The following is a 23,801-nucleotide window of genomic DNA, read 5'->3' as shown; positions in this document are numbered from 1 at the left end:
GGGAATTACATAAGCACAATGCAAAATAAATAATAAAGTTTAGGAGGAAATGATGGAATCAAAAAAATTTAATTTTGTATGTGAAAAGATAGCAGAGGAAGATAGAAAATTTATAGAATCCTTCCATATTCGTAGGGTGTATCATGGCGGAATGGTACAGGTTGTATATTGGGCTTTTGATAAAGAAAAAGAAATGTATTTAGTTATTAATGATTCTCCGTTAGGATTAGTGCTAGATGGAGTGAATGGACCTAAAGTGGCAAACTTTATATATAAAAATATAGTTAATACTATAAAGTATGTTTATCATTCTGATAGATTTGTGCTTTCTATAGAATATAAAGGATTTATGGTAGATGAAAGGTTAAAGGATGAGGAAGAGTATGTTATTGAAGCAATGAAAAACGCATTAGAAATATTTTTAGGTAAAATTTTTAAAAATCGAAAAATTGAGATTGCAAATTAATAAATAAAATTTGAGCTTGAAAAATGTAAAATAATATGTGGATTTAAATACGATATAATTTTGATAAATATAAAACAATATATTTACTTTGGTATACATATATGGTATCATAATAATGTTTTTATAAAAAATACAGCATAAATAATAGCGAAAGAAGTACTCTTTGCTGTTGAGAGCGAATGAAAGAGGTTAAATATCTTGCAGAGGAAAGGTTATTATTATGTATGAGAGGTCGGAAAGCACAGGAGAGGAATGGAATTCAGATGTATTCTTATAAAAAGGATAACGATTTATTGAGGATATCTTTCTTGTAGAAAAACGAAATATTCTTTGTCAGAAATAACATATCTATTAACAGTTTTCATGGATTATCAGTGTTTGTATTTTGGTAAATTATTGCACAAAATTTTTGTATAAAATAAATAAGAAAGTTAAGGAGAGAAAATGATGGAAACAAAAAAATTTAATTTTGTTTATGAAAAGATAACAGAGGAAGACAGAAAATTTATTGAATCTTTTCATATTAATAGGGTGTATCATGGTGGAATGGTAGATGTGGTGTATTGGGTTTATGATAAGGAAAAGGGGATGTATTTTGTGGATAATGACGCTCCGTTAGGGTTGGTGCTGGAGGGAGTAGATGGTCCCCAAGTGGCAAATTTTATATATAAAAATATAGTTAATACTATAAAATATGACTATTATGAAGACAAATTTGTACTTTACGTAGAATATAAAGAATTTAGGGTAGATGAAGTGCTAAAGAAAGAGGAAGAGTATGTTATTGAAGCAATGAGAAATGCATTAGAAATATTTTTGGACAAAGCTTTTGAAAATCGAAAAATTGAGATTGTAAATTAATAAAAATCTAGAGCGAGATAATTAATTTAGAAGTTTAGTTTGAGGAAGCTTATGTTATATGAAAAAACGTTAGAATATTAAATGAAAAGAGGGCAAAATGAGTCAGTTAGCAGAAAGAACAATAGAGTTTATTGAAGGATATGATGGTTTAAAGCACGATAATGAAGGAGAAATTACGGAATCTAGTTTGGTGGAATTTACCAGAGCATTGGAAAAATTTTTGAATAGGGAAAGTTTTAACGGAGTGACAGGAGAAGTACTTCCTTACTGTGGAGGCGCCAAGGTGGGAGAGGCGTGGCTTCCACTTTATAAAGTAGCCGAAGCATTGAGTAAAGAAAAAAAATATCAATATATTAGTAGCACGGAATTGGGAAATTTAATTAATGATAAACCATTAGGTATAGCATTAGGGAATAAGATTGGCATAGAAAATGCAAAACTTGTTCTTTATGGAGGAAAGGATGGCTTGTTAGAAATTAAAGAGGGCAGTGGTGTTTTAAATCTAAGTGATTATACATCAAAAAGACTGATGCTTGAAGTGGCAGCAGGGGATGTGAAACCTTTAATGTGGGAATTAAATCCTAATAAGGTTTTTTTAAGAACGGAATTTGATGCTTTATTGAATAATCCGAAAGTAAAATCTATATGGGGAGAGAGTACAGAAACAATAAAGGAAATCGTTCATAATTCAAAACGTTATGGATTTAAGGATGAAATGGAAGCAAAAATGTTTTATCAAGAATGGTTTGCACATAAAACAGGTCAATTTATGAAAGACATTGATATCACAATTGGATATGATAATAATGGAAATATTGTAGTGTATAAGGTGGATAGTTCTAAAGTAGGTGGTGGAACTTCATATGTAACAGAAAAGGATAATATGGATTTCTCCCGAAATACAAAAAACATGGATATCAGTGATGCAATAACAGACATTGATATAAAACGGGAACTTGGCGAACTGGAGAAAATATACAATGAACGATATAAGGGAAAAGTATTTACTGAATCTCAAAAGAGCATTCTGAAAGATGCATTACAAAAATATAAAGAGTTAGGTAGTCCGAGAGCTTGCAAACAATATGCAACTAAAATAGCAGAGATAGAGAAGACATTATCCGGAATTTCTAAAGTGAGTAAAGCGGTAAAATATGCGGGCACAGTATTTTTTGTTGCATGGGGAGCATCTACGATAATCAGTGCAGCAGAAAAATATCAGAATGGTCAAAAGGAGGAAGCGTGTAAAGAAATAACAGGCTTTTTTGCAGAAATAGCAGGTGGTTCTGTAATTACAGGATTGATGGAACCGGCAAACCTATATTTGGCAATGGTAGCAGGAACAGCAATCTGTCCGGCTGCAGGTGTTGTCGCATTTGTTACATTAGAATTATTTGAATTTTGGGTGGGATCTAAACTTGGAGAATGTGTGAATGACATGGCGTACAGTATTTTTGATTGGTTCAAGGAGGCACTTGCTCAGCGTGTTGATCCATTAATTGTTGATTTGGATGGTGATGGTATAGAAACAATATCATTAAAGAACAACGTCCATTTTGATTTTGATGGAGATAAAAGTGCAGAGGCTATGGGCTGGGTAGGCAGTGATGATGGTCTTCTTGTATTTGATGAAAATGGTAATGGCAAAATTGATGGAGGAAATGAGTTATTTGGTAATGCGTCAAGCATATCAGAAGATGAAATTGCAGCAAATGGATTCTTAGCTCTTGCAAATTATGATAACAATGCAGATGGAGTGATGGATGAAAAAGATGCTATGTATTCAAAGATACAGGTATGGAGGGATGTAAACAGCAATGGTAAAACAGAAGACGGAGAGTTATTATCATTAAAACAGGCAGGAATCAAATCTATAAATTTAAATTATTCAGAACAATACGCTGTGGATGATATGGGAAATGAACATAATCAGGTTAGTACATATACAGATTTTAACGGAAAAGAGTTTGATATACATGATGTATGGTTTGAAATGGATAGTGTTGACACAGTAATACACAATGATGATTATGTAATATTAGAAGAGACAAAAGATGTTTTTGCATTACCTGAATTAAAAGGAACAGGTAAAGTAAATACATTGCATCAGGCAATGCTTAGGGAAAAAACGGGAAAGTTACAAAATCTCGTGAAACGATTTGCAAATGAAACAGATGAAATAACAAGAAGACAGATTGTATCTGAATTGGTTATGAGATGGTCAGGAGTTTATGATGTTGACCCATATAGTAGGGGAAGCAAAATGAAAGATGCAAGAAGACTCGAAGCAATTGAGGAATTTTTAGGTCAGGAATTTACACATCAGGTAGGTGGTAGAAATCCGGTTGAAGCAGCAGCTGAAAAATTGGAAAAAGCATATAGTCAATTAGTTGATATATATTATTATCAGTTAAAGTTGCAGTGTGATTATAAAGATTTATTTGTTGGTGTGACGTTTGATTATGATGAAGAAAACGAGGAACTTGTATTTGATTATGCGGGTATTGGAGATATTGTAGAAGAAATTAATGAGAAGAATCCGGAGTTGGCAAAGAAAAAGCTTTCTGATTTTATGGATACATTATATGGTTCAGGAATGATTTCCAAAGAAAATATGGACAGCTTTATTAAAAAAGTGTCAGGAATAGGGAAAGATTACGAAACCATTGTAAAATGTGCATCAAATGATTTAATAAAGGGAACTGATAGGGACGATATCCTTTACGGCTACGGTGGTGATGATCTGGTCTATGGGTATGATGGAGATGATATATTATATGGAGGTTCAGGAGAAGATACATTATCTGGTGGATTTGGGGATGACAAGTTATATGGAGACGAAAATGATGATGTGCTTTATGGTAATCATGGGAATGATATATTAGATGGTGGATCTGGCAACGACACATTGTATGGTGGGGAAGGTGATGATACATATGTATATAATTTATATTCGGGAGATAAAACAATTATTGAAGATGATTGGGAAGGTCAGGAAACAATTCTTTTTGGGGAGAAAATTGGTTTTTCGAATCTTAATTGTTCCATCAACGGGACAGATCTGGAAATTAGTGTAGAAGAATGTGAGGATAAAGTTATAGTTAAAAATTTTGTTTCAGGCTCATCTTATAGAAAAATAAATTTCCAATTTTCAGATGGCTCAAAAATAAACCCAATGGATACAGATTTAGTTAAGGATAGGACAAAAGGAACGGAATATGATGATAAAATTACTGTTTCTGCAAATGGAGAGGAAATAAACGCAGGTTCAGGCGATGACATAATAAATGGATCAAAAGAGGCAGACGTCATTCATGGCGGAGAGGGAAGAGATAGTATTTATGGAGCACAGGGAAACGATAAACTCTTTGGTGAGAATGGCAAGGATTATATAAGAGGGGATGCCGGAGACGACGTGATTTATGGCGGAGAAGGTAGTGATACACTTATTGGAAATGAAGGCAATGATATAATCTATGGTGGGGATTCTAATGACGATATTAGAGGAAATGAGGATGACGATATACTTTATGGTGAAGGTGGTAGAGATACATTAAGTGGTAATGCCGGAAATGATACTATATATGGAGGGGAAGGAATTGATACATTATATGGAGATGATGGAGATGACTTTCTTTATGGAGGTTCAGGAGATGATACATTAAATGGTGGAAAAGGCAATGACATATTAGACGGAGGAACCGGTAATGATATATTAAATGGAGAAGCCGGAAATGATATATATATCATTACAAGAGGAAATGGCAATAAGGTCATCAATGATACAGCAGGAAATAGTGTCTTAAAATTTTCTGAAGGAATAACAGTCGGAGACCTGATGTTTAGCGATACCAACAGAAATTTTATAATAACAATCAAAGAAACAGGTGAAATCACAACAATAAATGACATTATCGGCTCTAAAGAAGGGTGTATGTTAGAGCAATTTATGTTACAGTTTGCTGACGGAACAGAGATTAAGCTGGATTCTGAAAATGGCCCTATCAGAAGATTAGAGGGTAGTGATAAGGGACAAAGTATTTATGCAAGTGAAATGGATACAAAACTCTATGGTAATGCCGGAGATGACTATTTATATGGAAATAAAGGCGAAGACATCCTTTATGGAGGTGAAGGGAGTGATGAACTGAGAGGAAACGCCGGTTCAGACATCCTTTATGGAAACGATGGAAATGATTACCTGTCCGGAGGAACTGAGAATGATACTCTTTATGGCGGTGCACAAAATGATAAATTGAATGGAGATGATGGAGATGACATCCTTTATGGAGGTTCAGGAGATGATACATTAAATGGTGGAAAAGGCAATGACATATTAGACGGAGGAACCGGTAATGATATATTAAATGGAGAAGCCGGAAATGATATATATATCATTACAAGAGGAAATGGCAATAAGGTCATCAATGATACAGCAGGAAATAGTGTCTTAAAATTTTCTGAAGGAATAACAGTCGGAGACCTGATGTTTAGCGATACCAACAGAAATTTTATAATAACAATCAAAGAGACAGGTGAAACCATAACAATAAATGACATTGTCGGCTCTAAAGAAGGGTGTATGTTAGAGCAATTTATGTTACAGTTTGCTGACGGAACAGAGATTAAGCTGGATTCTGAAAATGGTCCTATTAGAAGATTAGAGGGTAGTGATAAGGGTCAAAGTATTTATGCAAGTGAAATGGATACAAAACTCTATGGTAATGCCGGAGATGACTATTTATATGGAAATAAAGGCGAAGACATCCTTTATGGAGGTGAAGGGAGTGATGAACTGAGAGGAAACGCCGGTTCAGACATCCTTTATGGAAACGATGGAAATGATTACCTGTCCGGAGGAACTGAGAATGATACTCTTTATGGCGGTGCACAAAATGATAAATTGAATGGGGATGATGGAGAAGACATTCTTTATGGAGGTTCAGGAGATGACACATTAAATGGTGGAAAAGGAAATGATATATTAGACGGAGAAACCGGTAATGATATATTAAATGGAGAAGCCGGAAATGATGTATATATCATTACAAAAGGAAATGGCGATAAGGTCATCAATGATGCAGCAGGAAATAGTGTCTTGAAATTTTCTGAAGGAATAACAGTCGGAGACTTGATGTTTAGCGATACCAACAGAAATTTTATAATAACAATCAAAGAAACAGGTGAAACCATAACAATAAATGACATTATCAGCTCTAAAGAAGGGTGTATGTTAGAGCAATTTACATTACAGTTTGCTGACGGAACAAGTCTTAATCTAAACGAAAAAGATGCTCCTGTAAGAGTTTTAAGAGGATCTGATGAGGATGATTACTTGTATGCAGCTGAAGTTGAAAGCACTTTATATGGTGGAATGGGCGATGACGTTCTGAAAGGTAATAATCACAATGATGTTCTATATGGTGACAGTGGAAATGACACGCTAAATGGAAAGAATGGAAATGATAATATATACGGTGGACTTGGAGATGATCAACTATACGGAGATGATGGAGACGACATACTTTATAGTGGTTTGGGAACAGATACATTGCATGGAGGTAACGGTAATGACGTTCTATATGATCAGGGCGGTAATAATTCATTGAAAGGAGAAGCTGGAGATGATACTTATGTAATTGGAAAAGCGTCAAATAAAGTATATGTGTCAGACAGTGTTGGGGAAAATATAATACAGTTTGTAGATGGAATAACACTGGAAGATTTAACCTTTACAAAAGATAAAAACCATTTGTATATAAGTGCAAAAAGCACGGATATAGATATGAGAATTAATGACTGTATTGGTTCGGAAAAAAATGCTAATTACGTATTAAAATTTGACAATGATGTTAATATCCGTTTGGAAGATATATTAATGGGAACATTAGAGAGTTACGTTTTAACTATTAATGGAGATGGGGTCACAACAACTATTAATGGAGATGAAGTGATTATGGATGGTACAACCAAAGATGATATTATCACTATTGAAAACAAAAACACAGTTGTAAAGGGGAACCTTGGAAATGACACAGTAGTTGGCAGTGTTAATGAAGATGTTATTTTTGGAGGAGAAGGTAATGATAAACTTAATTCGGGTAAAGGCGATGACCGTATCTTTGGTGGAAACGGAAATGACATTATTTCAGGTGGATATGGAAATGATACAATTTATGGTGAAGCAGATAATGACGTTATATACGGTGGGGAAGATAATGATGTTATGTATGGTGGAGCAGGTAATGATAAGTTGTATGGTGAAGCAGGCGATGATATTTTATATAGTGGAAGTGGGAATGACACTATTTCAGGCGGATATGGAAATGATATATTGACAGCTGATAGTGGTAAAAATAATTTGTCTGGAGATAAGGGGGATGATACATATATTATTTTAGACGAGAATAGTGTTAATAAAATAACGGATTATTCAGGTGAAAATATAATAAAATTGCCTAAGAGTGTAAGAAAGGAGGATTTACAATATGAAACCACAAATTCCGATTTGATAATTAATGTAAAGGGAAAAAATACTATAACTATTGAACGATTTGTAAATTCTCAAGACTATAGAAACTATACATTGTTTTTTGACAATGGTGAAAAAATTTCATTAAATGATGAGAATGGCATTCTTAGAAATTTGGTGGGAACAAATGATTCAGATGTGATGCATTCAATCTTTAACAATTCAATAGTAAATGCAGGAGACGGAGACGATAGGGTGTATGGAACAAATGGTAGCGATATACTTTATGGAGGATTGGGAAATGACACGTTAGATGGAAATTCAGGAGATGATATACTATACGGAGAACTGGGAAATGACATATTATTCGGGGGGGCGGATGATGATACATTATACGGAAATGTTGGAAAGGATACGCTTTATGGAGGTGCAGGGGATGACAAACTCTATGGTGGTTCAGGAGATGATATATTATTTGGAGAAGAAGGAAATGACATTCTAAATGGAGCCTCAGGAACAAACAGACTTAATGGTGCATCCGGAGATGATATATATGAAATAATGGGCAGTCAAATTACAACAATTTCAGATAATAAAGGCAGTAACTTTATAAAATATTTGGATAAAATATCAATAAATGATCTGATATTTGAACGTGTATTAAATGATTTGGTTATTAAGTGTAACAAAAATAATTCTAAGGTGATTATTTCTAACTATTGCTACGATGAGACATATAGGATGTATACATTAATGCTTAATGATGGGACAAAGATTAATTTAAACGGGGAAGAAGGTTATCTTAAGGCTCTTTTCGGAACCGAAGAAAAAGATACTATGACAGCTATTTTTGATGGAAGTACGATACATGGTAATGGAGGCGATGATAGGGTAAATGGTTCGGCGTTTATGGATGTATTATATGGAGATTCAGGAGAAGATTGTATTAGTGGAAATGGTGGTGATGATGAAATATACGGAGGAAATGATAATGATAAATTATATGGAGATGCAGGTAATGATATAGTTCATGGTGATGATGGAAATGATATCATACACGGTGGTGATGGAGATGATTACCTATTTGGAGATAGTGGAGATGATTGTATAAATGGGGGAAATGGAAATGATGTTCTTGACGCCGGAGCTGGAACAGATACATTGAATGGAAATGATGGAGATGATGTATACATAGTAGGAAGAAATTATGATACGGTGTACATTTCGGATATTAATGGTATTAATACGCTTGAATTTATTGATGATATTTCTATGGATGAATTACAATGTGAGTCAGCGTCTGCAGATTTTATAATTAATATTAAGGATAGCAATACAAGAGTAGTTTTAAGTAATTTTGTTTATCAGGAAAGACATAGAAAATTCAAATTGAAATTTTCAAATGATGAGGTAATTGATATTTTGGATCAAAATGGAATAGCCAGAAACCTTGAAGGAACAAATGAAGCAGAAACGCTATATGTTGCTGTTCCGGGAGGAAGTATTGATGCAAAATCGGGTGATGACGTTATTTATGGAAGTAGCCTTGCAGATACGTTATATGCAGGTAATGGTTATGACAAGATAGATGCTGGAGCTGGAGATGATACATTATCAGGTGGAGCCGGAGATGATCTGTTATATGGAAGAGATGGTAATGACACAATCAAAGGTGATGAAGGAAATGATTGTATTTATGGAGGAAATGGAGATGATTACATAAATGGAGGAAATGGAGATGACTTAATATATGGTGGAAATGACAATGACACTATTTATGGTGGAACCGGAAATGATGAAATATACGGTGAGAATGGTGATGATATAATTTATCCAAATGCCGGAAGTAATTATGTAGAAGGTGGAAACGGAAATGACATTTATGTAATAGACAAATCAGATGGAATAACAGTTATTGCTGATGAAAAGGGGTATAATACGTTAAAATTTGAAAGTAATATAAATTTAAATGACGTCACTTTTGAAAGCTTATTGGATAACCTTATTATAAAAAATGCTAATACAAATAAAATTATTATCTGTAAGAATTATAACAAGAATTCATATGCCAGACAGTTTTCTGCAGAATTTGCAGACGGAACTGTTTTGAACGCAGATGAATTCCGAAATATTATTAAGGATAGAGATAAGATAGCACCGTTCTCATCATTAGTTGAACCATATGGCGAGAAAAATAATCGATATAAAATGGAGGGTGCGATGATTGACGAATCCAAAATATCGGATGCGGGAGATGTTATTTATAATTCTCTCAATAGTAATATGGCGCAGTTATTAGTTGATAATTGGTCTACATTGTCTGATGAAGCTGGAATAGCACAATTGAAGAATGGTGCAAATAACGATGATATAAAAATTTTCACAGATAATTTTTGGATAAAAAAAGCTTAAGTTTTATAAGACCCACAACATTATTGTTGTGGGTTAGTTTTGGAGGAAAAAATGAATAACAGTGGATTAACTTGCTTTATAACAATAGTTCAGTATTGGGGAATAAAGATGAATAATGAGACAATTCAGCATTTGACTAATACAGCAAATAAGAACTTTGATGAGGAAAAAATTCTTGGTATGGGAAAATATTTAAATCTTAAATGCAAACTAATTAAGAGTAAAAAGTTAAATAATATAGATAAATTAAATATTCCTATTATTGCTAAGATGAAGGATAATAATTTTGTTATCATAACGAAGAACAAGAATCATATTATGATTTCAAATACTGAAACTAAGGAAACAAAATTAATTGAGCTAAAAGAGTTTTATGAAAATTGGGGCGGTATAGCAATAATAATTTCGAAAAAGGGAAAAGAAAATAGAAAAATTAAATTTGGTTTCAAGTGGTTCTTGCCTACAATATATAAATTTAAAGGGCAACTTATAAGTGTACTTGTAGCGGCATTAATTATACAATTATTAGGATTGTTATCACCAATGATGACGCAAATTGTGGTTGACAAGGTTCTTGTTCATTTTAGTAAGTCGACTTTATATGTTTTAACCGTGGGATTAGCAATAAGTTATATATTTGAACTTGTACTAAATTTAACGAAAAATTATGTGTTTACTCATACAACAAATAGAATAGATGTTGTACTAAGTGACAGATTATTTAAGCATTTGTTTGCTCTCCCTTTAAAATATTTTGAGAGTCGGAGAGTAGGTGATACAATTGCCAGGGTGAGAGAATTGGAAAATATAAGAAGTTTTTTAACAGGTACGCCATTGTCATCACTAATAGATTTATTTTTCGTAATTATTTACATTGTTGTATTGTTCATTTATAGTACAAAATTATCATTGGTTGTTTTATTTTCTTTACCTATTTTTGCAATACTTTCTTTAGTCATTACACCAATGTTTAAGAAAAGTCTGGATGAAAAATACAATAGTGGGGCTGATGCACAGGCATTTTTAGTAGAGAGTGTATCCGCTGTTCAAACTGTAAAATCTTTTGCCTTAGAACCAAAACTGGAAGAAAAATGGGGTAATTTGCAGGCTGAATATGTAAAAGCAAGTTATAAGACTTCTATGATTGCCAATGTTGCCAATAATTTAAGCAGATTTATACAAAAAAATTTTGATTTATTAATACTATTTTTAGGAGCACTGGAAGTAATGGATGGTAATTTCACAGTTGGACAGTTAGTTGCTTTTAGGATGCTGGCAAGTAGAGTAAGTGAGCCGATACTACGTTTTGTGCAGTTATGGCAGGAGTATCAACAGGCGTCTCTTTCAGTAAAGCGAATTGGAGATATATTTAATGCTAAACGGGAAAATTTTGTTAAAAATACAGTTTCCATGCCCAATATTGAAGGGAAAATTGTATTTGACCATGTAGGATTTAGATATAGAATTGATACACCGTTAGTTATTGATGATATGTCATTTCGAATTAATGAAGGTGAGGTTATAGGAATTGTAGGCAAGAGCGGTTCTGGAAAAAGTACCGTATCTAAATTGCTTCAGAGAATGTATATTCCTGAAAAAGGGAAAGTACTTATTGATGGGTATGATATTTCAATGGTAGACACAGCGTGGTTACGAGGACAGATTGGAATTGTTTTACAGGAAAATTTTGTGTTTACAGGCTCTATTGCATACAATATATCAATTCATTGTCCTGAAGCTTCAATGGAACAAATAATAAAGGCAAGTAAAATTGCCGGTGCTCATGAATTTATATCGGAGATGCAAAATGGATATGATACTATAATTGGAGAGAAAGGCGTTGGATTGTCTGGAGGTCAAAAGCAACGAATAGCTATTGCTAGAGCTATAGTAAATAATCCTAGAATACTGATATTTGATGAAGCTACATCTGCACTTGATTATGAATCGGAAAGTATTATTCAGAATAATATAGAAGACATATGTAGAGGTCGTACAGTAATCATCATTGCTCATAGAATATCTACCTTGAAAAACACAGATAGAATTATGACTATTGATAGAGGGAGGGTGGTTGAGTTTGATACGCATGAAAATTTAATGGAGGAAAAAGGTATATATTGTAAATTATATAATATGCAACTGCGAGGTGATATTAATGGATAATGACAGACTTGAGTATTTAGTAAAACAGTCAAAAAAGAATAGGAAAAAGTTAGAGTATGATTTTATGCCAGGATTGATTGAAATTATAGAAAAACCGACAAATAAGGGTGCAATGGTCGTTATATGGACAAGTTTTTTGATGATTATATCGGTATTGATTTGGTCATATTTTAGTAAAGTAGACGTTGTGAATGAATGCAGAGGTGTTGTAGCTTCTTCAAAAGGATTAACATCTGTTGTTAGCTATTATACTGGGAGAATTGATAAAGTATATGTAAAAGATGATGATACAATAAAAAGGGGAGATAAAATACTTGATTTAGTTGACGAAAGTGGAAAAGTAATAGAAATCAATTCAGAAAAAGAAGGAATAGTTACGAATATGTCGGATCTATCCGTTGGTTCTGCAGTACAAATGAATCAGGAATTATTAAAAGTAATACCTAATAACAGCGATTATAAGGTTAAGATTAATATTTCTAACAAGGATATTGCAGATATTGAATTGGGGGACAAAGTAAATATTAAGCTTGATGCATACTCTTATGGTGATTATGGAATGGTAGAAGGGGAAGTAATCCAAATTAATAGAGTTGCAGAACTGAATGCACAGGAAGATTATTGCTTTGCCTCGGAAATAAAGATTAATAAATATGATAATAAAAAAATAAATCTTATGAATGGAATGACATGTACTGTAGATGTAAACATTGGTCAAAGGAGAATAATAGAGTACATATTAGAACCTGTAGTTGAAGCTTTGGAAAAAAGTGTAAAGGAAAAATAAAAGGCAGTTTGGGTAAATATATTTGTTATATCCATTTTGTTGATTTAACCCGGCATAATGAATGATATGCCGGGTTAAAAGCGATATGGGTTACATAAGGAAATTCATTTTAATTAATATTACACATTATTTTCCGATCATTCTAAGTAGCGAAGGAATTTCTGCCTCAAAATTCACTCCGTAATCCACGGAATCCTTGTCGTTATAGTTATTTTGTATACACTTGTAAGTGAAATCCGCAGCAATTTTTAAAGCTCCAAATATAGAGTAGCCGTTCATTAATGCACCGGTGAAGGTGCTGGCAAAAACATCTCCTGTTCCGTGGGATTTAATTGGAACTTCCTTTGTAGAGTAGCAAAAGAAGCTGTCTTCATTAGAATTATAACCCACAAAACCTAACTGTCCGGGATTAGTTTTAACTCCCGTAATAACAACATTTTTTGAACCCAGCTTGGATAATTGTAGAAGCATTGACTTAATGGTATCCACATCGGCGTCTTCTCCCGGATATTTGGCTCCAAGCATAAGGCTTGCTTCAGTAATGTTTGGGAGAATAATATCAGCCTTGCTGCAAAGTGCAGTCATTTTAAGAGCAAAATCAGGAGTAAAGCCTGAATACATTTCACCATTGTCAGCCATGGCAGGGTCAACAATTATATAGTTGTCTTTAGTTTTAAAGGCATCAAAATATTCCGATACAATATCCACCTGTTCCTTTGAACCAAGATAACCTGTGTAAATTGCATCAAATTTAAAACCTTCTTTTAACCAGTGAATTTTAATTGGAATTAAATCATCAGTTAAATCCCTAAAGGTAAAATTATCAAAATTAGTGTGGGTAGATAACACCGCAATAGGTACAATGGCGGTTTCAATACCCATGGCAGATATTATAGGCAGTGCTACAGTAAGAGAACATTTCCCAAGGCAGGAAATGTCCTGAATACTCATTACTCGTTTCATAAAAAATCTCCTTGTATTTTTAATTGTCCACTCCCTGCGGTCAGCGGCAATTAAGAATCCGTGTATTTACAATTACATGTTTTTCAAGTATAATCCAGTAATGGTCTTGTTGTTAATATCATATTATGATTTTTTTTTAATACCAGAATGTTAAAAATGTAATTATTAATATGATGAAAAATTAGAATAACTCAAATTTCATTATAAAACAGGGGGAAACAATGCTTACCTATGATTTTGAAAACAGAGGGAAAATGTCTCTGTACGAATATTTGTATAAATGCATAAAGGATGATATTTTGTCAGGAAAAATTAAGGCAGGGGAGAAACTTCCCTCTAAAAGAGAAATGGCAAAAAATCACAACATAAGTGTTATAACTGTGGAAAATGCCTATGCCCAGCTTATTGTGGAGGGATATATTTTCACAAAGGAAAAACGTGGATATTATGCCAGCAGAATAAGTGGTGATTATCTGGGTGAAAATATTAAAAAGAAAAATATGGCAAGAAGCGTAGAACATAAAAAACAGTGGCTGGTTAATTTTAACTCTAATCATATAATGTACGATAACTTTCCCTTTGCAACATGGTCAAGAATAATGAGGCAGACCCTTTTAGACCAGGAAAATTCCTTCCTTACAAGTCCTGTTCCTAATGGGGTGGCAGAACTTAGAAATGCCATTGCAGACCATTTGGCACATTTTAGAGGAATGGAAATTAACCCTGACAATGTTATTGTAGGTGCGGGAACGGAATACCTTTACAGCATTATTGTTCAGCTTTTAGGTCGCAACACGGTTATTGCCTTAGAGGATCCGGGATATAAAAAAATCGGAAAGGTTTATGAAAGTAACGGAGTTAAATGTCTCCATTTAAAAATTGATAATATGGGAATAAATCCTGAGAATTTAACAGGAAGCGGTGCAGGAGCAGTCCATATTTCGCCTTCCCATCACTTCCCAACAGGAAGGGTTATGCCGGTACAAAGAAGACAAATGCTTTTAAAATGGGCAAAGGAAAATAATGGCTTGATTATTGAAGATGATTATGACAGTGAATTCAGATTTTCGGGAAAGCCAATACCAACCATGGTGGGAATGGACAGTACAAGAGTTATATATATGAATACTTTTTCAAAAACTCTGGCTCCTTCCATTAGAATTGCCTATATGGTACTGCCGGATGAATTAATGGATTTGTATCATAAAAAATTGGGATTTTATTCCGGAACGGTGTCGGGATTTGAGCAGTACACACTGGCAAATTTTATTTCCAAGGGTTACTACGAGAGGCACATTAACAGAATGAGAAATTATTATAGGGAATACAGAAACAAAATAATTGGTGCCATAAAGCAGTCGGATATTTATGAAAAGGTTACCATAGAAGAAGAAAATGCAGGACTTCATTTTATTTTGGGAATCAAAAAGGACATAGATGACGAAAGCTTTAAGGCAGTTTTAAGGGAAAATAATATAAACATATCCGGTGTGTCAGATTACTGTTACAATAAATTAGAGGAGTTTAATCATAAATTCATAATAAACTACTCTGCCGTGTCAGAGGAAAAGTTAAAGAAAGCCCTCGATATAATGAACAAGGCATTGTAAACAGACTTAATTAATACTTTTAAAACTTACATCATATAAAAGAAGGACAGAAATTAATGAATGATTATAAAGTAAGGAAAGATTTTAATATAGAGATTCCCAAAAGTGTAAAAATGATAATAACTATTTTGGAAAAAAACGGTTATGAGGCATTTGCAGTTGGCGGTTGTATAAGGGATACCATTTTAGGCAGACAGCCTCAGGACTGGGACATTACAACGTCGGCTCTGCCTCAGCAGGTAAAAGCGTTATTTAACAAAACCCTTGATACGGGAATACAGCATGGAACAGTTACGGTAATGATGAGCAGAGTGGGGTATGAGGTAACCACATACCGTATTGATGGCGAATACAATGACAGCAGACATCCTGACACTGTGGAATTTACCTCTAATCTGATAGAGGATTTAAAAAGAAGAGATTTCACAATTAATGCCATGGCATATAATCCCACAGTAGGGCTGGTGGATGCCTTTGACGGAATAGGAGACATAGAAAAAAAGATTATAAAGTGTGTAGGGGTGGCAGAAGAGAGATTTGGTGAAGATGCCCTTAGAATTTTACGTGCCGTAAGATTTTCAGCTCAGCTGGGATTTGATATAGAAGATAAGACTTTAGCAGCAGCTAAGGATTTGTCAGATACTTTAAAAAATATCAGTGCAGAAAGAATCCGGGTAGAATTAGAAAAACTAATTACTTCTAATCACCCTGATAAGCTGATTACAGCCTATAAAGCAGGAATTACCAAAGTGGTTTTGCCAGAATTTGACAGAATGATGGAATGCCCTCAAAACACACCATATCATATGTACAACGTAGGGGAACATACCATTAAGGTAATGGAAAATGTCCCTGACACAAAGGTTATGAGATGGGCGGCACTTTTACATGATGTGGGAAAACCTGATTCCATGACAATGGACAAAAAGGATAATAACCTGGTTCATTTTTATGGTCATGCCAAGGTGGGAAGCCTTATGGTACCTGAAATTATGAAAAGGCTGAAAATGGATAATAAAACCATAAAGCTTGTTATCCGTTTAGTTGAATGTCACGATGACAGAACTGCTTCCGGGGAAATGAGTCCTGCTTCCGTAAGATGGAGCGTTCATAAAATCGGGAAGGATATTTATGAACAGTATCTCCAACTGGCATATGCAGATTTTCAGGGAAAAAGCGATTACGGAAGAAAAAAGGGATTTGATAAATATCTTTATACCTGTCAGCAGTTTAAATACATTATGGACAATAACATATGTACATGTAAGGCAGAGATGGCAGTGTCAGGAAAAGACCTGATTGAAATAGGCTGTCCTAAGGGAGAAATAATAGGAACAGTGTTAGATGAACTTTTGGCAAAGGTGTTAGACAATCCTCAGTTAAATGAAAGAGAAACACTCCTTAATATTGCGTCAAAAATGTTCTAATAAGTAAGAAAACCTCATATCTTTAAATGACCGGTTCTCCACCATAGGGAGGGACGTTACCCATTTAAAGAGGAGGTTTTTTATGAATGAAAAAGCATTGACGGTATTTGACCAATACAACCTTAAAATAAATAGTACCTACAGAATAAAGGGAAATTACGGGTGTAATGTGGAAAAGGAAAAATATATTCTTCAGGAGTACAATAACAGCAATGAAAAAATGGCGGCAATGAAAATTTTGTACAACTATATGGAAGACAAGGGTTTTATATGTGATTGTGTAATAGAAAATAATGAGGGAAATTATGTTACCATTAGCGAGGACGGCTATACATATATATTAAAAAAATGGTTTAATGCAGAGGAATGTAATGTAAATAATGAAGGTAGCATATTAGCAGGAACAAAAAAACTGGCAGCCTTTCATAACATATTAAGGGATAACAGGGAACTATTAAAGGATGTCAGGGCATTTCATCCGGGAAAAAACATGGAAAAGGTTTTTGAAAGGCACAACAGGGAAATTACTACCATAAAAAATTACATAAAGAAGAGGAAAAATAAGAATTTCTTTGAAATGTCCCTACAGGATATAATGGATGAGTACAAAAAACAGGCTGTTATTGCTACGGATAACTTATTAAAATCCACCTATGCCTCAAGGTTTGAAGAGGCAGTTTTAATGAAGACAATAAATCACGGGTGCTACAACCACCACAATATTTTATTTGATGGGGAAGGAATAATTATGGTGAACATGTCAAAAATTAATTACGCACCTCAGCTTCAGGATTTATACGACTGGCTTAGAAAGGTAATGGAAAAGAACAACTGGAACATCTCTCTTGGAAACAAAATCATAGAAGAATATAACAAAATTAATCCATTAAATAGTGAAGAATATACCATCCTTAAAATCATGCTAAGTTATCCGGAAAAGTTTTGGAAAATAATTAATTACTATTACAACTCTAACAAGGCGTGGTATTCGGAGAAAAACGAGGAAAAACTGACACAATTTCTAAAACAGGAAAACCTAAGACACAAATTTATAGAAAATATGTAAAAAAATATATTTGGTCTTTTATTTGGGGTTAGTTTGTATTAAAATACTTATAGCATAAATTTAATGGAGGTTTACTATGAGTTACAGAGAGTTATATAATAACTGGCTGGAAAGTCCATACTTTGACGAGGGAACAAAAGCTGAATTAAAGGCAATTGAAGGTGATGAAAAGGAAATCGAAGACAGATTTTACACTGAACTTGAATTTGGTACAGCAGGACTTAGAGGAGTTATAGGCGCTGGAACTAACAGAATGAATATTTACACTGTAAGAAAGGCTACACAGGGGCTTGCAAATTATATTATAAAGATGAATGGTCAGGACAAAGGTGTTGCAATTGCTTTTGATTCAAGACATATGTCACCGGAATTTGCAGATGAAGCTGCACTTTGCCTTAATGCAAACGGAATAAAGGCTTATGTATTTGATTCATTAAGACCTACACCGGAGCTTTCATTTGCAGTTAGGGAATTAGGATGTATAGCAGGTATTAATGTTACTGCCAGCCATAACCCGGCAGAATACAATGGATATAAAGTTTACTGGGAGGATGGAGCACAGATTACACCACCTCACGACACAGGTATTATGTATGCTGTTTCAGCCATTAGTGATTACAGCCTTGTAAAGACAATGGATAAGGATGAAGCAGTTAAGGAAGGCCTCTATGTTCAGATTGGAAAAGAAGTAGATGACAAGTACATAGCAGCTCTTAAGTCACAGGTTAAACATCAGGATGCCATTGATGCAATGCAGAAGGACATTAAGATTGTTTACACTCCACTTCACGGAACAGGAAATATTCCGGTAAGAAGAGTTCTTAAGGAATTAGGATTTGAAAATGTATATGTTGTTAAGGAGCAGGAACTTCCTGACGGAGATTTCCCTACAGTAAGTTATCCAAATCCTGAATCAAAAGAAGCCTTTGAGTTAGCAGTTAAAATGGGAAATGAAATTAATGCAGATATTTTGTTGGCCACAGACCCTGATGCTGACAGACTTGGTGTATATGTAAGAGATGATAAGACAGGAGAATATCATGTACTTACAGGTAACATGTCAGGATGCTTATTGGCAGAATATGAAATCAGTCAGATGAAAGAAGCAGGACAGCTTCCTGATGATGCAGCATTAATTAAAACTATAGTTACAACAAATCTTGCAAATGATATTGCAAAATATTACAACGTAAGACTTATTGAGGTTCTTACAGGATTTAAATATATTGGAGAGCAGATTCTTAACTTTGAAACCACTAAGAAAGGTCATTATGCTTTCGGTTTTGAGGAAAGCTACGGATGTCTTATTGGAACACATGCAAGAGATAAGGATGCAGTAGTAGCTACTATGGCACTTTGCGAGGCTGTAGCTTACTACAAGACAAAGGGAATGTCTCTTTGGGATAAGATGATTGAAATGTATGAGAGATACGGATACTGGAGTGACGGTGTTCAGTCTATTACATTAAAGGGCAAGGAAGGAATTGAAAAGATTAAGAATACAATTGAGAAGCTTCGTGAGAATGTTCCTACAGAAATTGCCGGCTATAAAGTTCTTTCAGCAAGAGACTACAAACTTGACACAGTTAAAAACATGGAAACAGGAGAAGTTACAGGTACAGGACTTCCAAAGTCAAATGTTCTTTACTATGATTTAAGTGACAGTGCATGGGTTTGTGTAAGACCATCAGGTACTGAACCAAAACTTAAATTCTACTATGGAGTTAAGGGTAAGGATTTTGCAGATGCAGAAGCTAAGGATAAGGAACTTGGCGAATATATGATTAATTTAGTAAATTCAATGCTTTAATATTTAAAAACAGGGCATAAATAAAATACACCATAATATATTTTAATAAAGATATATTGTGGTGTATTTATTATGCTGAAAAATAAAACAGGACTGATTTTAATTCTTATTATATGCATAGTAGTAACGTCTTCATGCGGTATTCAGAAAATAAACAGAAAAAAAATAAAGGATATAGATTTTACTGTAGTGACGGAAGCAGAGGTGCCACAGGAGGTAAAACAAATAATAGAGGAACGTAAGGAAAAGGAGTTTAAGGTAACATATTCAGATGATAAGTACACTTACATTATAATTGGTTATGGAAAACAAAAGTATGAAGGGTACAGCATTACCGTAAAGAAACTATTTGAAAGCTCAAATGCAATTTTTGTTAGAACGGAGTTTTTGGGACCAAAGAAATACACCAATAACGAAACAAAAACATACCCGGTTATTGTAATTAAAATAAAATACAATGACAAAAACGTGATATTTACCGACAATTAAAAAGTAGAATAAATATATCAGGTTGTTCATATGTTATAGAAGGTATACAGAATATAGTAAAGTCAGGGGGCAGTTATGGAATTAATAAAAAGCAATATTCATATGAGTAAAATATTAAAAAACGAGGTAAAAACTTTTTATGTAAACCACGAAGAGAGGGTTACAGAGGCATATCCGGAAGTAGGAACCATTATTAATCAAAGTGAGACAGCCACAGTTGATAATGTTTCCGTGAGAAATAATCAGATTGTTATTAATGGAACAATAAATTATCAGATGCTTTACTATGGAGCTGATGATGGCAGGGTAAATGGGTTAGAAGGGGAAATTCCTTTTGAGGAAATTGTAAAAGCCCAGGATATAGATGAAGATGGAAATGCAAATGTAAAACTAATGGTTATGTCATCTTCTGTCAAAATGATTGATAATAGAAGTTACATATATAAAATACAGATAATGGCATATGTTACAGTGGAAAAATTAGAAGATGTGGAGGCAGTGACAGGAGCAGACAGGGAAAACATGATGACTAAATACGGTCATATTGACGGAATATCCATTGTGGCAGACAAATCAGATAATTTAAGAATCCACGAACAGCTGTCGGTTCCTTCATCTAAACCACCTATTGAAAGAATACTGTGGAAGGATGTAAGGATAAAAAACATTAATGAAAAAATGACGGATAGTGCCGTACTTGTTACCGGAGAACTGGGGGTATTTTTGCTATATAGTCCGGAGGAAGAAAGTGCTCCAATCCAGTGGATAGATACCACCGTTAACTTTGGTGGAACTTTGGAAATAAATGAAGCGGGAGAAGATTTAATTTCCTACATAACATCAAAGCTTCATAATATTACGGTAGATGCAGAAATGAATCAGGATAATGAAATGCGGGAAATTAACATTAATGCATTGCTGAAAATGAACATTAAGATTTATGAGGAAAAGCCGGTAGATGTGTTAGAGGATGTGTACGCACCGGAAATTAATCTCGTTCCAATAAAAACAGAACAGGTATGTGAAAGACTTCTTGTAAAAAATGCTTCAAGAACGAAAAATGTAGTGAAAATAAAGGTAGACAGCGACAAGGGACATATTTTACAAATATGTGGAAATAGTGCAGACATTAAAATTGAAAATATTGTAGTTAGTGACAATGGCTTAAAGGCTATTGGGAAAATAAAGGCATGGGTTATGTATATATCCTCTGAAGACAGTAATCCAATATGCTGCAAGTCAGCAGAAATGGATTTTGAACACAGAATAGATGCAGAGGGAATAACTAATGGTGATAAATATTATGTAAACTGGTGGACGGAGCAGATAAGTGGCAACATGACAGGCACAGATGAGGTGGAAATAAAGCTCACAGTGGCTATGGAGGTAATGGCCTTTAGGGAGGAGCGAAAAGCTCTTATAACTGAAATAAAAGAAGAATCCATAGATTTGGAAAAGGTAAATGCAGCACCACTTATGAGAGGGTATGTGGTTCAGTCAGGGGATACATTGTGGAAGCTGGCAAAGGAGAATTTCACTACCATTGATAAAATTATGGAGGTAAATGAATTAAAGACTGACCATATCAAAAAGGGTGACAGACTGCTGTTGATTAAATCTTGTCAATAACAGTTAAAAAAAGTATACTTTAAGAGAATATAGTTTTTGGAGGAACGGAAGTTGTCAGATAAGATAGAATTAAAAGCCTATGGAAAGATTAATTTAGGATTAGATGTTATAAGAAAAAGACCTGACGGATATCATGACCTTGACATGATTATGCAGACGGTAAATGTTTACGACGATATTATTATAACTAAAACAGAAAAAAATGGTGAAATAAAGGTAACTACAGATAAAGAAGTTTTGTCAAATGAAAAGGGAAATCTGGCTTATATGGCAGCAAGGATGTTATTTGACGAATTTGGAATCAATGATGGAATTGAAATCAGAATTAACAAAAGAATTCCTATTGCCGGAGGAATGGCAGGAGGGAGCGCAGACTGTGCAGCTACCCTTAAGGGAATTAATGAGATGTTTAAGCTCAATTTAGATGAAAAGGCACTAATGGAAAGAGGAGTAAAGCTCGGGGCAGATGTCCCTTACTGCATAATGGGTGGAACGGCTATTGCCAGAGGTATTGGAGAAATATTAACACCACTGCCGGCACCACCGAAGTGTCATGTTATAATAGCAAAACCTCCGGTTTCCGTATCTACAGCATATGTTTATGGACACATAAAGCCGGATTCAATTGAGAAACGCCCGGATATTGAAAAAATGGCAGATGCCATTAGAAACAAGGATTTGTACGCACTGTCAAAGCTTTTATATAATGTAATGGAGGACGTGACAGTGCCTGAATATCCTGTTATATCTCAAATAAAAGATATAATGATTAATGGAGGTGCCTTAAATTCCATAATGAGTGGAAGCGGTCCTACAGTATTTGGACTTTTTGATAATATTGAAAAGGCAGAAAAGGTTATGGAAAATTTAACGCAGAACAATCTTACGGAACAGCTTTACTTAACGGAATTTATTAATTGATAAAGTTGTTTAAAAAGGTAAGATATTTAAAACGATACTGAACTACGGTGTCATACTCTTTTTCCGTAAGGGATTCCTTAAGCATTTCTTTAGATGAGTTAGGAACTACCCCGGTGGAGGCATCTACGAAGCATAATGGGGGATACAACACGCACCACCAGTTATGCCCTATGCCTTCTCCTATATAAATGGTATATGATGTGTAGCGGCCTTTAGGAAAGGTAACATCACCATAGGTTTTAACAGGAAAATCCTGCATTCCAAAGCTGGAAGATACTGAGTAATCATATCCTGAATTTCGGATAGTCTCAGTTGCCAGCTTTTTTATTTTATTATCGTTTTTTAGTATAAAATCCTTTGTTTCGGAAAGGGTATTTAAGGTTTTTGTATTTTTATATATGTAGTCAACTACTTTTTCTTTTACCTCCATTTTTAGGGCCTGGTCATCTTGGGAATCACTGTTGGCACGGACATGGAAGCGTATGGCACTTTCAGACAGGGCTTTTACCGTAGCAGTAGTTTCAGAACTTTTGTAAAAGTTAAACATTACAATACCTGCAATAAAAATTATAAAACTTAAAAATATTCTTTTATTTCTCATTGTTCAATCTCCTTATAGAATATGTATTGCCCCACCCTTTGGTGGAGGGCTAAGTGTCGGAAACGTTTTTTTAATAAACATAGTTAATTTTTGTCTCTTACTTTAGTGGTTGTATTTAGAG

General features: G+C 34.2%; 14 protein-coding genes. 12 read left to right on the top strand and 2 right to left on the bottom strand.

Translation table 11 applies throughout. From position 1 onward, the window contains the following. Positions 1–52 precede the first annotated feature (52 nt). From H8S00_RS10510 to H8S00_RS10490, 5 genes are all read left to right on the top strand, one after another. Positions 53–466, top strand: coding sequence for a hypothetical protein (locus H8S00_RS10510; RefSeq protein ID WP_118589911.1), 414 nt, complete (start codon positions 53–55; stop codon positions 464–466). 444 nt (positions 467–910) lie between these two features. Then, positions 911–1,327: a hypothetical protein gene (locus H8S00_RS10505; RefSeq protein WP_147365673.1), complete on the top strand. Its 417-nt coding sequence runs from the start codon at positions 911–913 to the stop codon at positions 1,325–1,327. A gap of 97 nt (positions 1,328–1,424) precedes the next feature. After that, a complete protein-coding gene (locus tag H8S00_RS10500; protein ID WP_186840518.1) occupies positions 1,425–10,211 on the top strand; it encodes a calcium-binding protein in 8,787 nt (2,928 codons plus the stop codon). Positions 10,212–10,250: 39 nt separating this feature from the next. Then, on the top strand, positions 10,251–12,377 hold the full coding sequence (locus H8S00_RS10495) for a peptidase domain-containing ABC transporter (protein WP_279220125.1): 2,127 nt from the start codon (positions 10,251–10,253) through the stop codon (positions 12,375–12,377). Then, positions 12,370–13,164 carry a beta-barrel domain-containing protein gene (locus tag H8S00_RS10490; RefSeq protein WP_118589969.1) on the top strand — a complete coding sequence of 265 codons (795 nt, stop codon included), beginning with the start codon at positions 12,370–12,372 and terminating at the stop codon, positions 13,162–13,164. Before H8S00_RS10495 ends, H8S00_RS10490 begins: the two co-directional genes overlap by 8 nt. Positions 13,165–13,290: 126 nt before the next feature. On the opposite strand, the gene H8S00_RS10485 is transcribed toward H8S00_RS10490, so the two are convergent. Next, the gene (locus H8S00_RS10485) at positions 13,291–14,127 is read right to left on the bottom strand and encodes a pyridoxamine kinase (protein WP_118589971.1); all 837 of its coding nucleotides are present in this window, start codon (positions 14,125–14,127) and stop codon (positions 13,291–13,293) included. A 221-nt stretch (positions 14,128–14,348) separates the two neighbouring features. Here H8S00_RS10485 and pdxR point away from each other — a divergent pair, with 221 nt between their 5' ends. The 7 genes from pdxR to ispE all read left to right on the top strand — a co-directional run bounded on the left by pdxR (position 14,349) and on the right by ispE (position 23,079). After that, positions 14,349–15,737, top strand: a complete 1,389-nt coding sequence (pdxR, locus tag H8S00_RS10480) for a MocR-like pyridoxine biosynthesis transcription factor PdxR (RefSeq protein WP_118589973.1) — start codon at positions 14,349–14,351, stop codon at positions 15,735–15,737. A gap of 56 nt (positions 15,738–15,793) precedes the next feature. Further along, a complete protein-coding gene (locus H8S00_RS10475) occupies positions 15,794–17,164 on the top strand; it encodes a CCA tRNA nucleotidyltransferase (protein ID WP_118589975.1) in 1,371 nt (456 codons plus the stop codon). 82 nt (positions 17,165–17,246) lie between these two features. After that, positions 17,247–18,230, top strand: coding sequence for a protein kinase family protein (locus tag H8S00_RS10470; protein ID WP_118589977.1), 984 nt, complete (start codon positions 17,247–17,249; stop codon positions 18,228–18,230). 76 nt (positions 18,231–18,306) lie between these two features. Then, a complete protein-coding gene (locus H8S00_RS10465; RefSeq protein ID WP_118589979.1) occupies positions 18,307–20,040 on the top strand; it encodes a phospho-sugar mutase in 1,734 nt (577 codons plus the stop codon). Between the two features lie 72 nt (positions 20,041–20,112). Next, a complete protein-coding gene (locus H8S00_RS10460) occupies positions 20,113–20,529 on the top strand; it encodes a protease complex subunit PrcB family protein (RefSeq protein ID WP_118589981.1) in 417 nt (138 codons plus the stop codon). 75 nt (positions 20,530–20,604) lie between these two features. Next, the gene (locus H8S00_RS10455; protein ID WP_118589983.1) at positions 20,605–22,158 is read left to right on the top strand and encodes a DUF3794 and LysM peptidoglycan-binding domain-containing protein; all 1,554 of its coding nucleotides are present in this window, start codon (positions 20,605–20,607) and stop codon (positions 22,156–22,158) included. Positions 22,159–22,209: 51 nt separating this feature from the next. Then, complete coding sequence (ispE, locus tag H8S00_RS10450) at positions 22,210–23,079, top strand: 4-(cytidine 5'-diphospho)-2-C-methyl-D-erythritol kinase (RefSeq protein ID WP_021951816.1); 870 nt, start codon at positions 22,210–22,212, stop codon at positions 23,077–23,079. On the opposite strand, the gene spoIIR is transcribed toward ispE, so the two are convergent. Then, complete coding sequence (gene spoIIR, locus H8S00_RS10445; protein ID WP_186840517.1) at positions 23,072–23,680, bottom strand: stage II sporulation protein R; 609 nt, start codon at positions 23,678–23,680, stop codon at positions 23,072–23,074. The two genes, ispE and spoIIR, sit on opposite strands and share 8 nt — an antisense overlap. Between the last annotated feature and the right edge of the window lie 121 nt (positions 23,681–23,801).

It is taken from the genome of Eubacterium segne (genome assembly GCF_014287775.1).
In the GTDB taxonomy this organism is placed as follows: Bacteria; Bacillota; Clostridia; order Lachnospirales; family Lachnospiraceae; genus Eubacterium_G; species Eubacterium_G segne.
The sequence above is the reverse complement of the archived record's forward strand: the minus strand, read 5'-3'. Positions and strand labels throughout refer to the sequence as shown.

Excerpts from the sequence above, each read along its gene's own strand:
- H8S00_RS10510 (WP_118589911.1), top strand. The coding sequence starts at position 53 with ATGGAATCAAAAAAATTTAATTTTGTATGTGAAAAGATAGCAGAGGAA.
- H8S00_RS10505 (WP_147365673.1), top strand. The coding sequence starts at position 911 with ATGATGGAAACAAAAAAATTTAATTTTGTTTATGAAAAGATAACAGAG.
- H8S00_RS10500 (WP_186840518.1), top strand. The coding sequence starts at position 1,425 with ATGAGTCAGTTAGCAGAAAGAACAATAGAGTTTATTGAAGGATATGAT.
- H8S00_RS10490 (WP_118589969.1), top strand. The coding sequence starts at position 12,370 with ATGGATAATGACAGACTTGAGTATTTAGTAAAACAGTCAAAAAAGAAT.
- H8S00_RS10485 (WP_118589971.1), bottom strand. The coding sequence starts at position 14,127 with ATGAAACGAGTAATGAGTATTCAGGACATTTCCTGCCTTGGGAAATGT.
- pdxR (WP_118589973.1), top strand. The coding sequence starts at position 14,349 with ATGCTTACCTATGATTTTGAAAACAGAGGGAAAATGTCTCTGTACGAA.
- H8S00_RS10475 (WP_118589975.1), top strand. The coding sequence starts at position 15,794 with ATGAATGATTATAAAGTAAGGAAAGATTTTAATATAGAGATTCCCAAA.
- H8S00_RS10470 (WP_118589977.1), top strand. The coding sequence starts at position 17,247 with ATGAATGAAAAAGCATTGACGGTATTTGACCAATACAACCTTAAAATA.
- H8S00_RS10465 (WP_118589979.1), top strand. The coding sequence starts at position 18,307 with ATGAGTTACAGAGAGTTATATAATAACTGGCTGGAAAGTCCATACTTT.
- H8S00_RS10460 (WP_118589981.1), top strand. The coding sequence starts at position 20,113 with ATGCTGAAAAATAAAACAGGACTGATTTTAATTCTTATTATATGCATA.
- H8S00_RS10455 (WP_118589983.1), top strand. The coding sequence starts at position 20,605 with ATGGAATTAATAAAAAGCAATATTCATATGAGTAAAATATTAAAAAAC.
- spoIIR (WP_186840517.1), bottom strand. The coding sequence starts at position 23,680 with ATGAGAAATAAAAGAATATTTTTAAGTTTTATAATTTTTATTGCAGGT.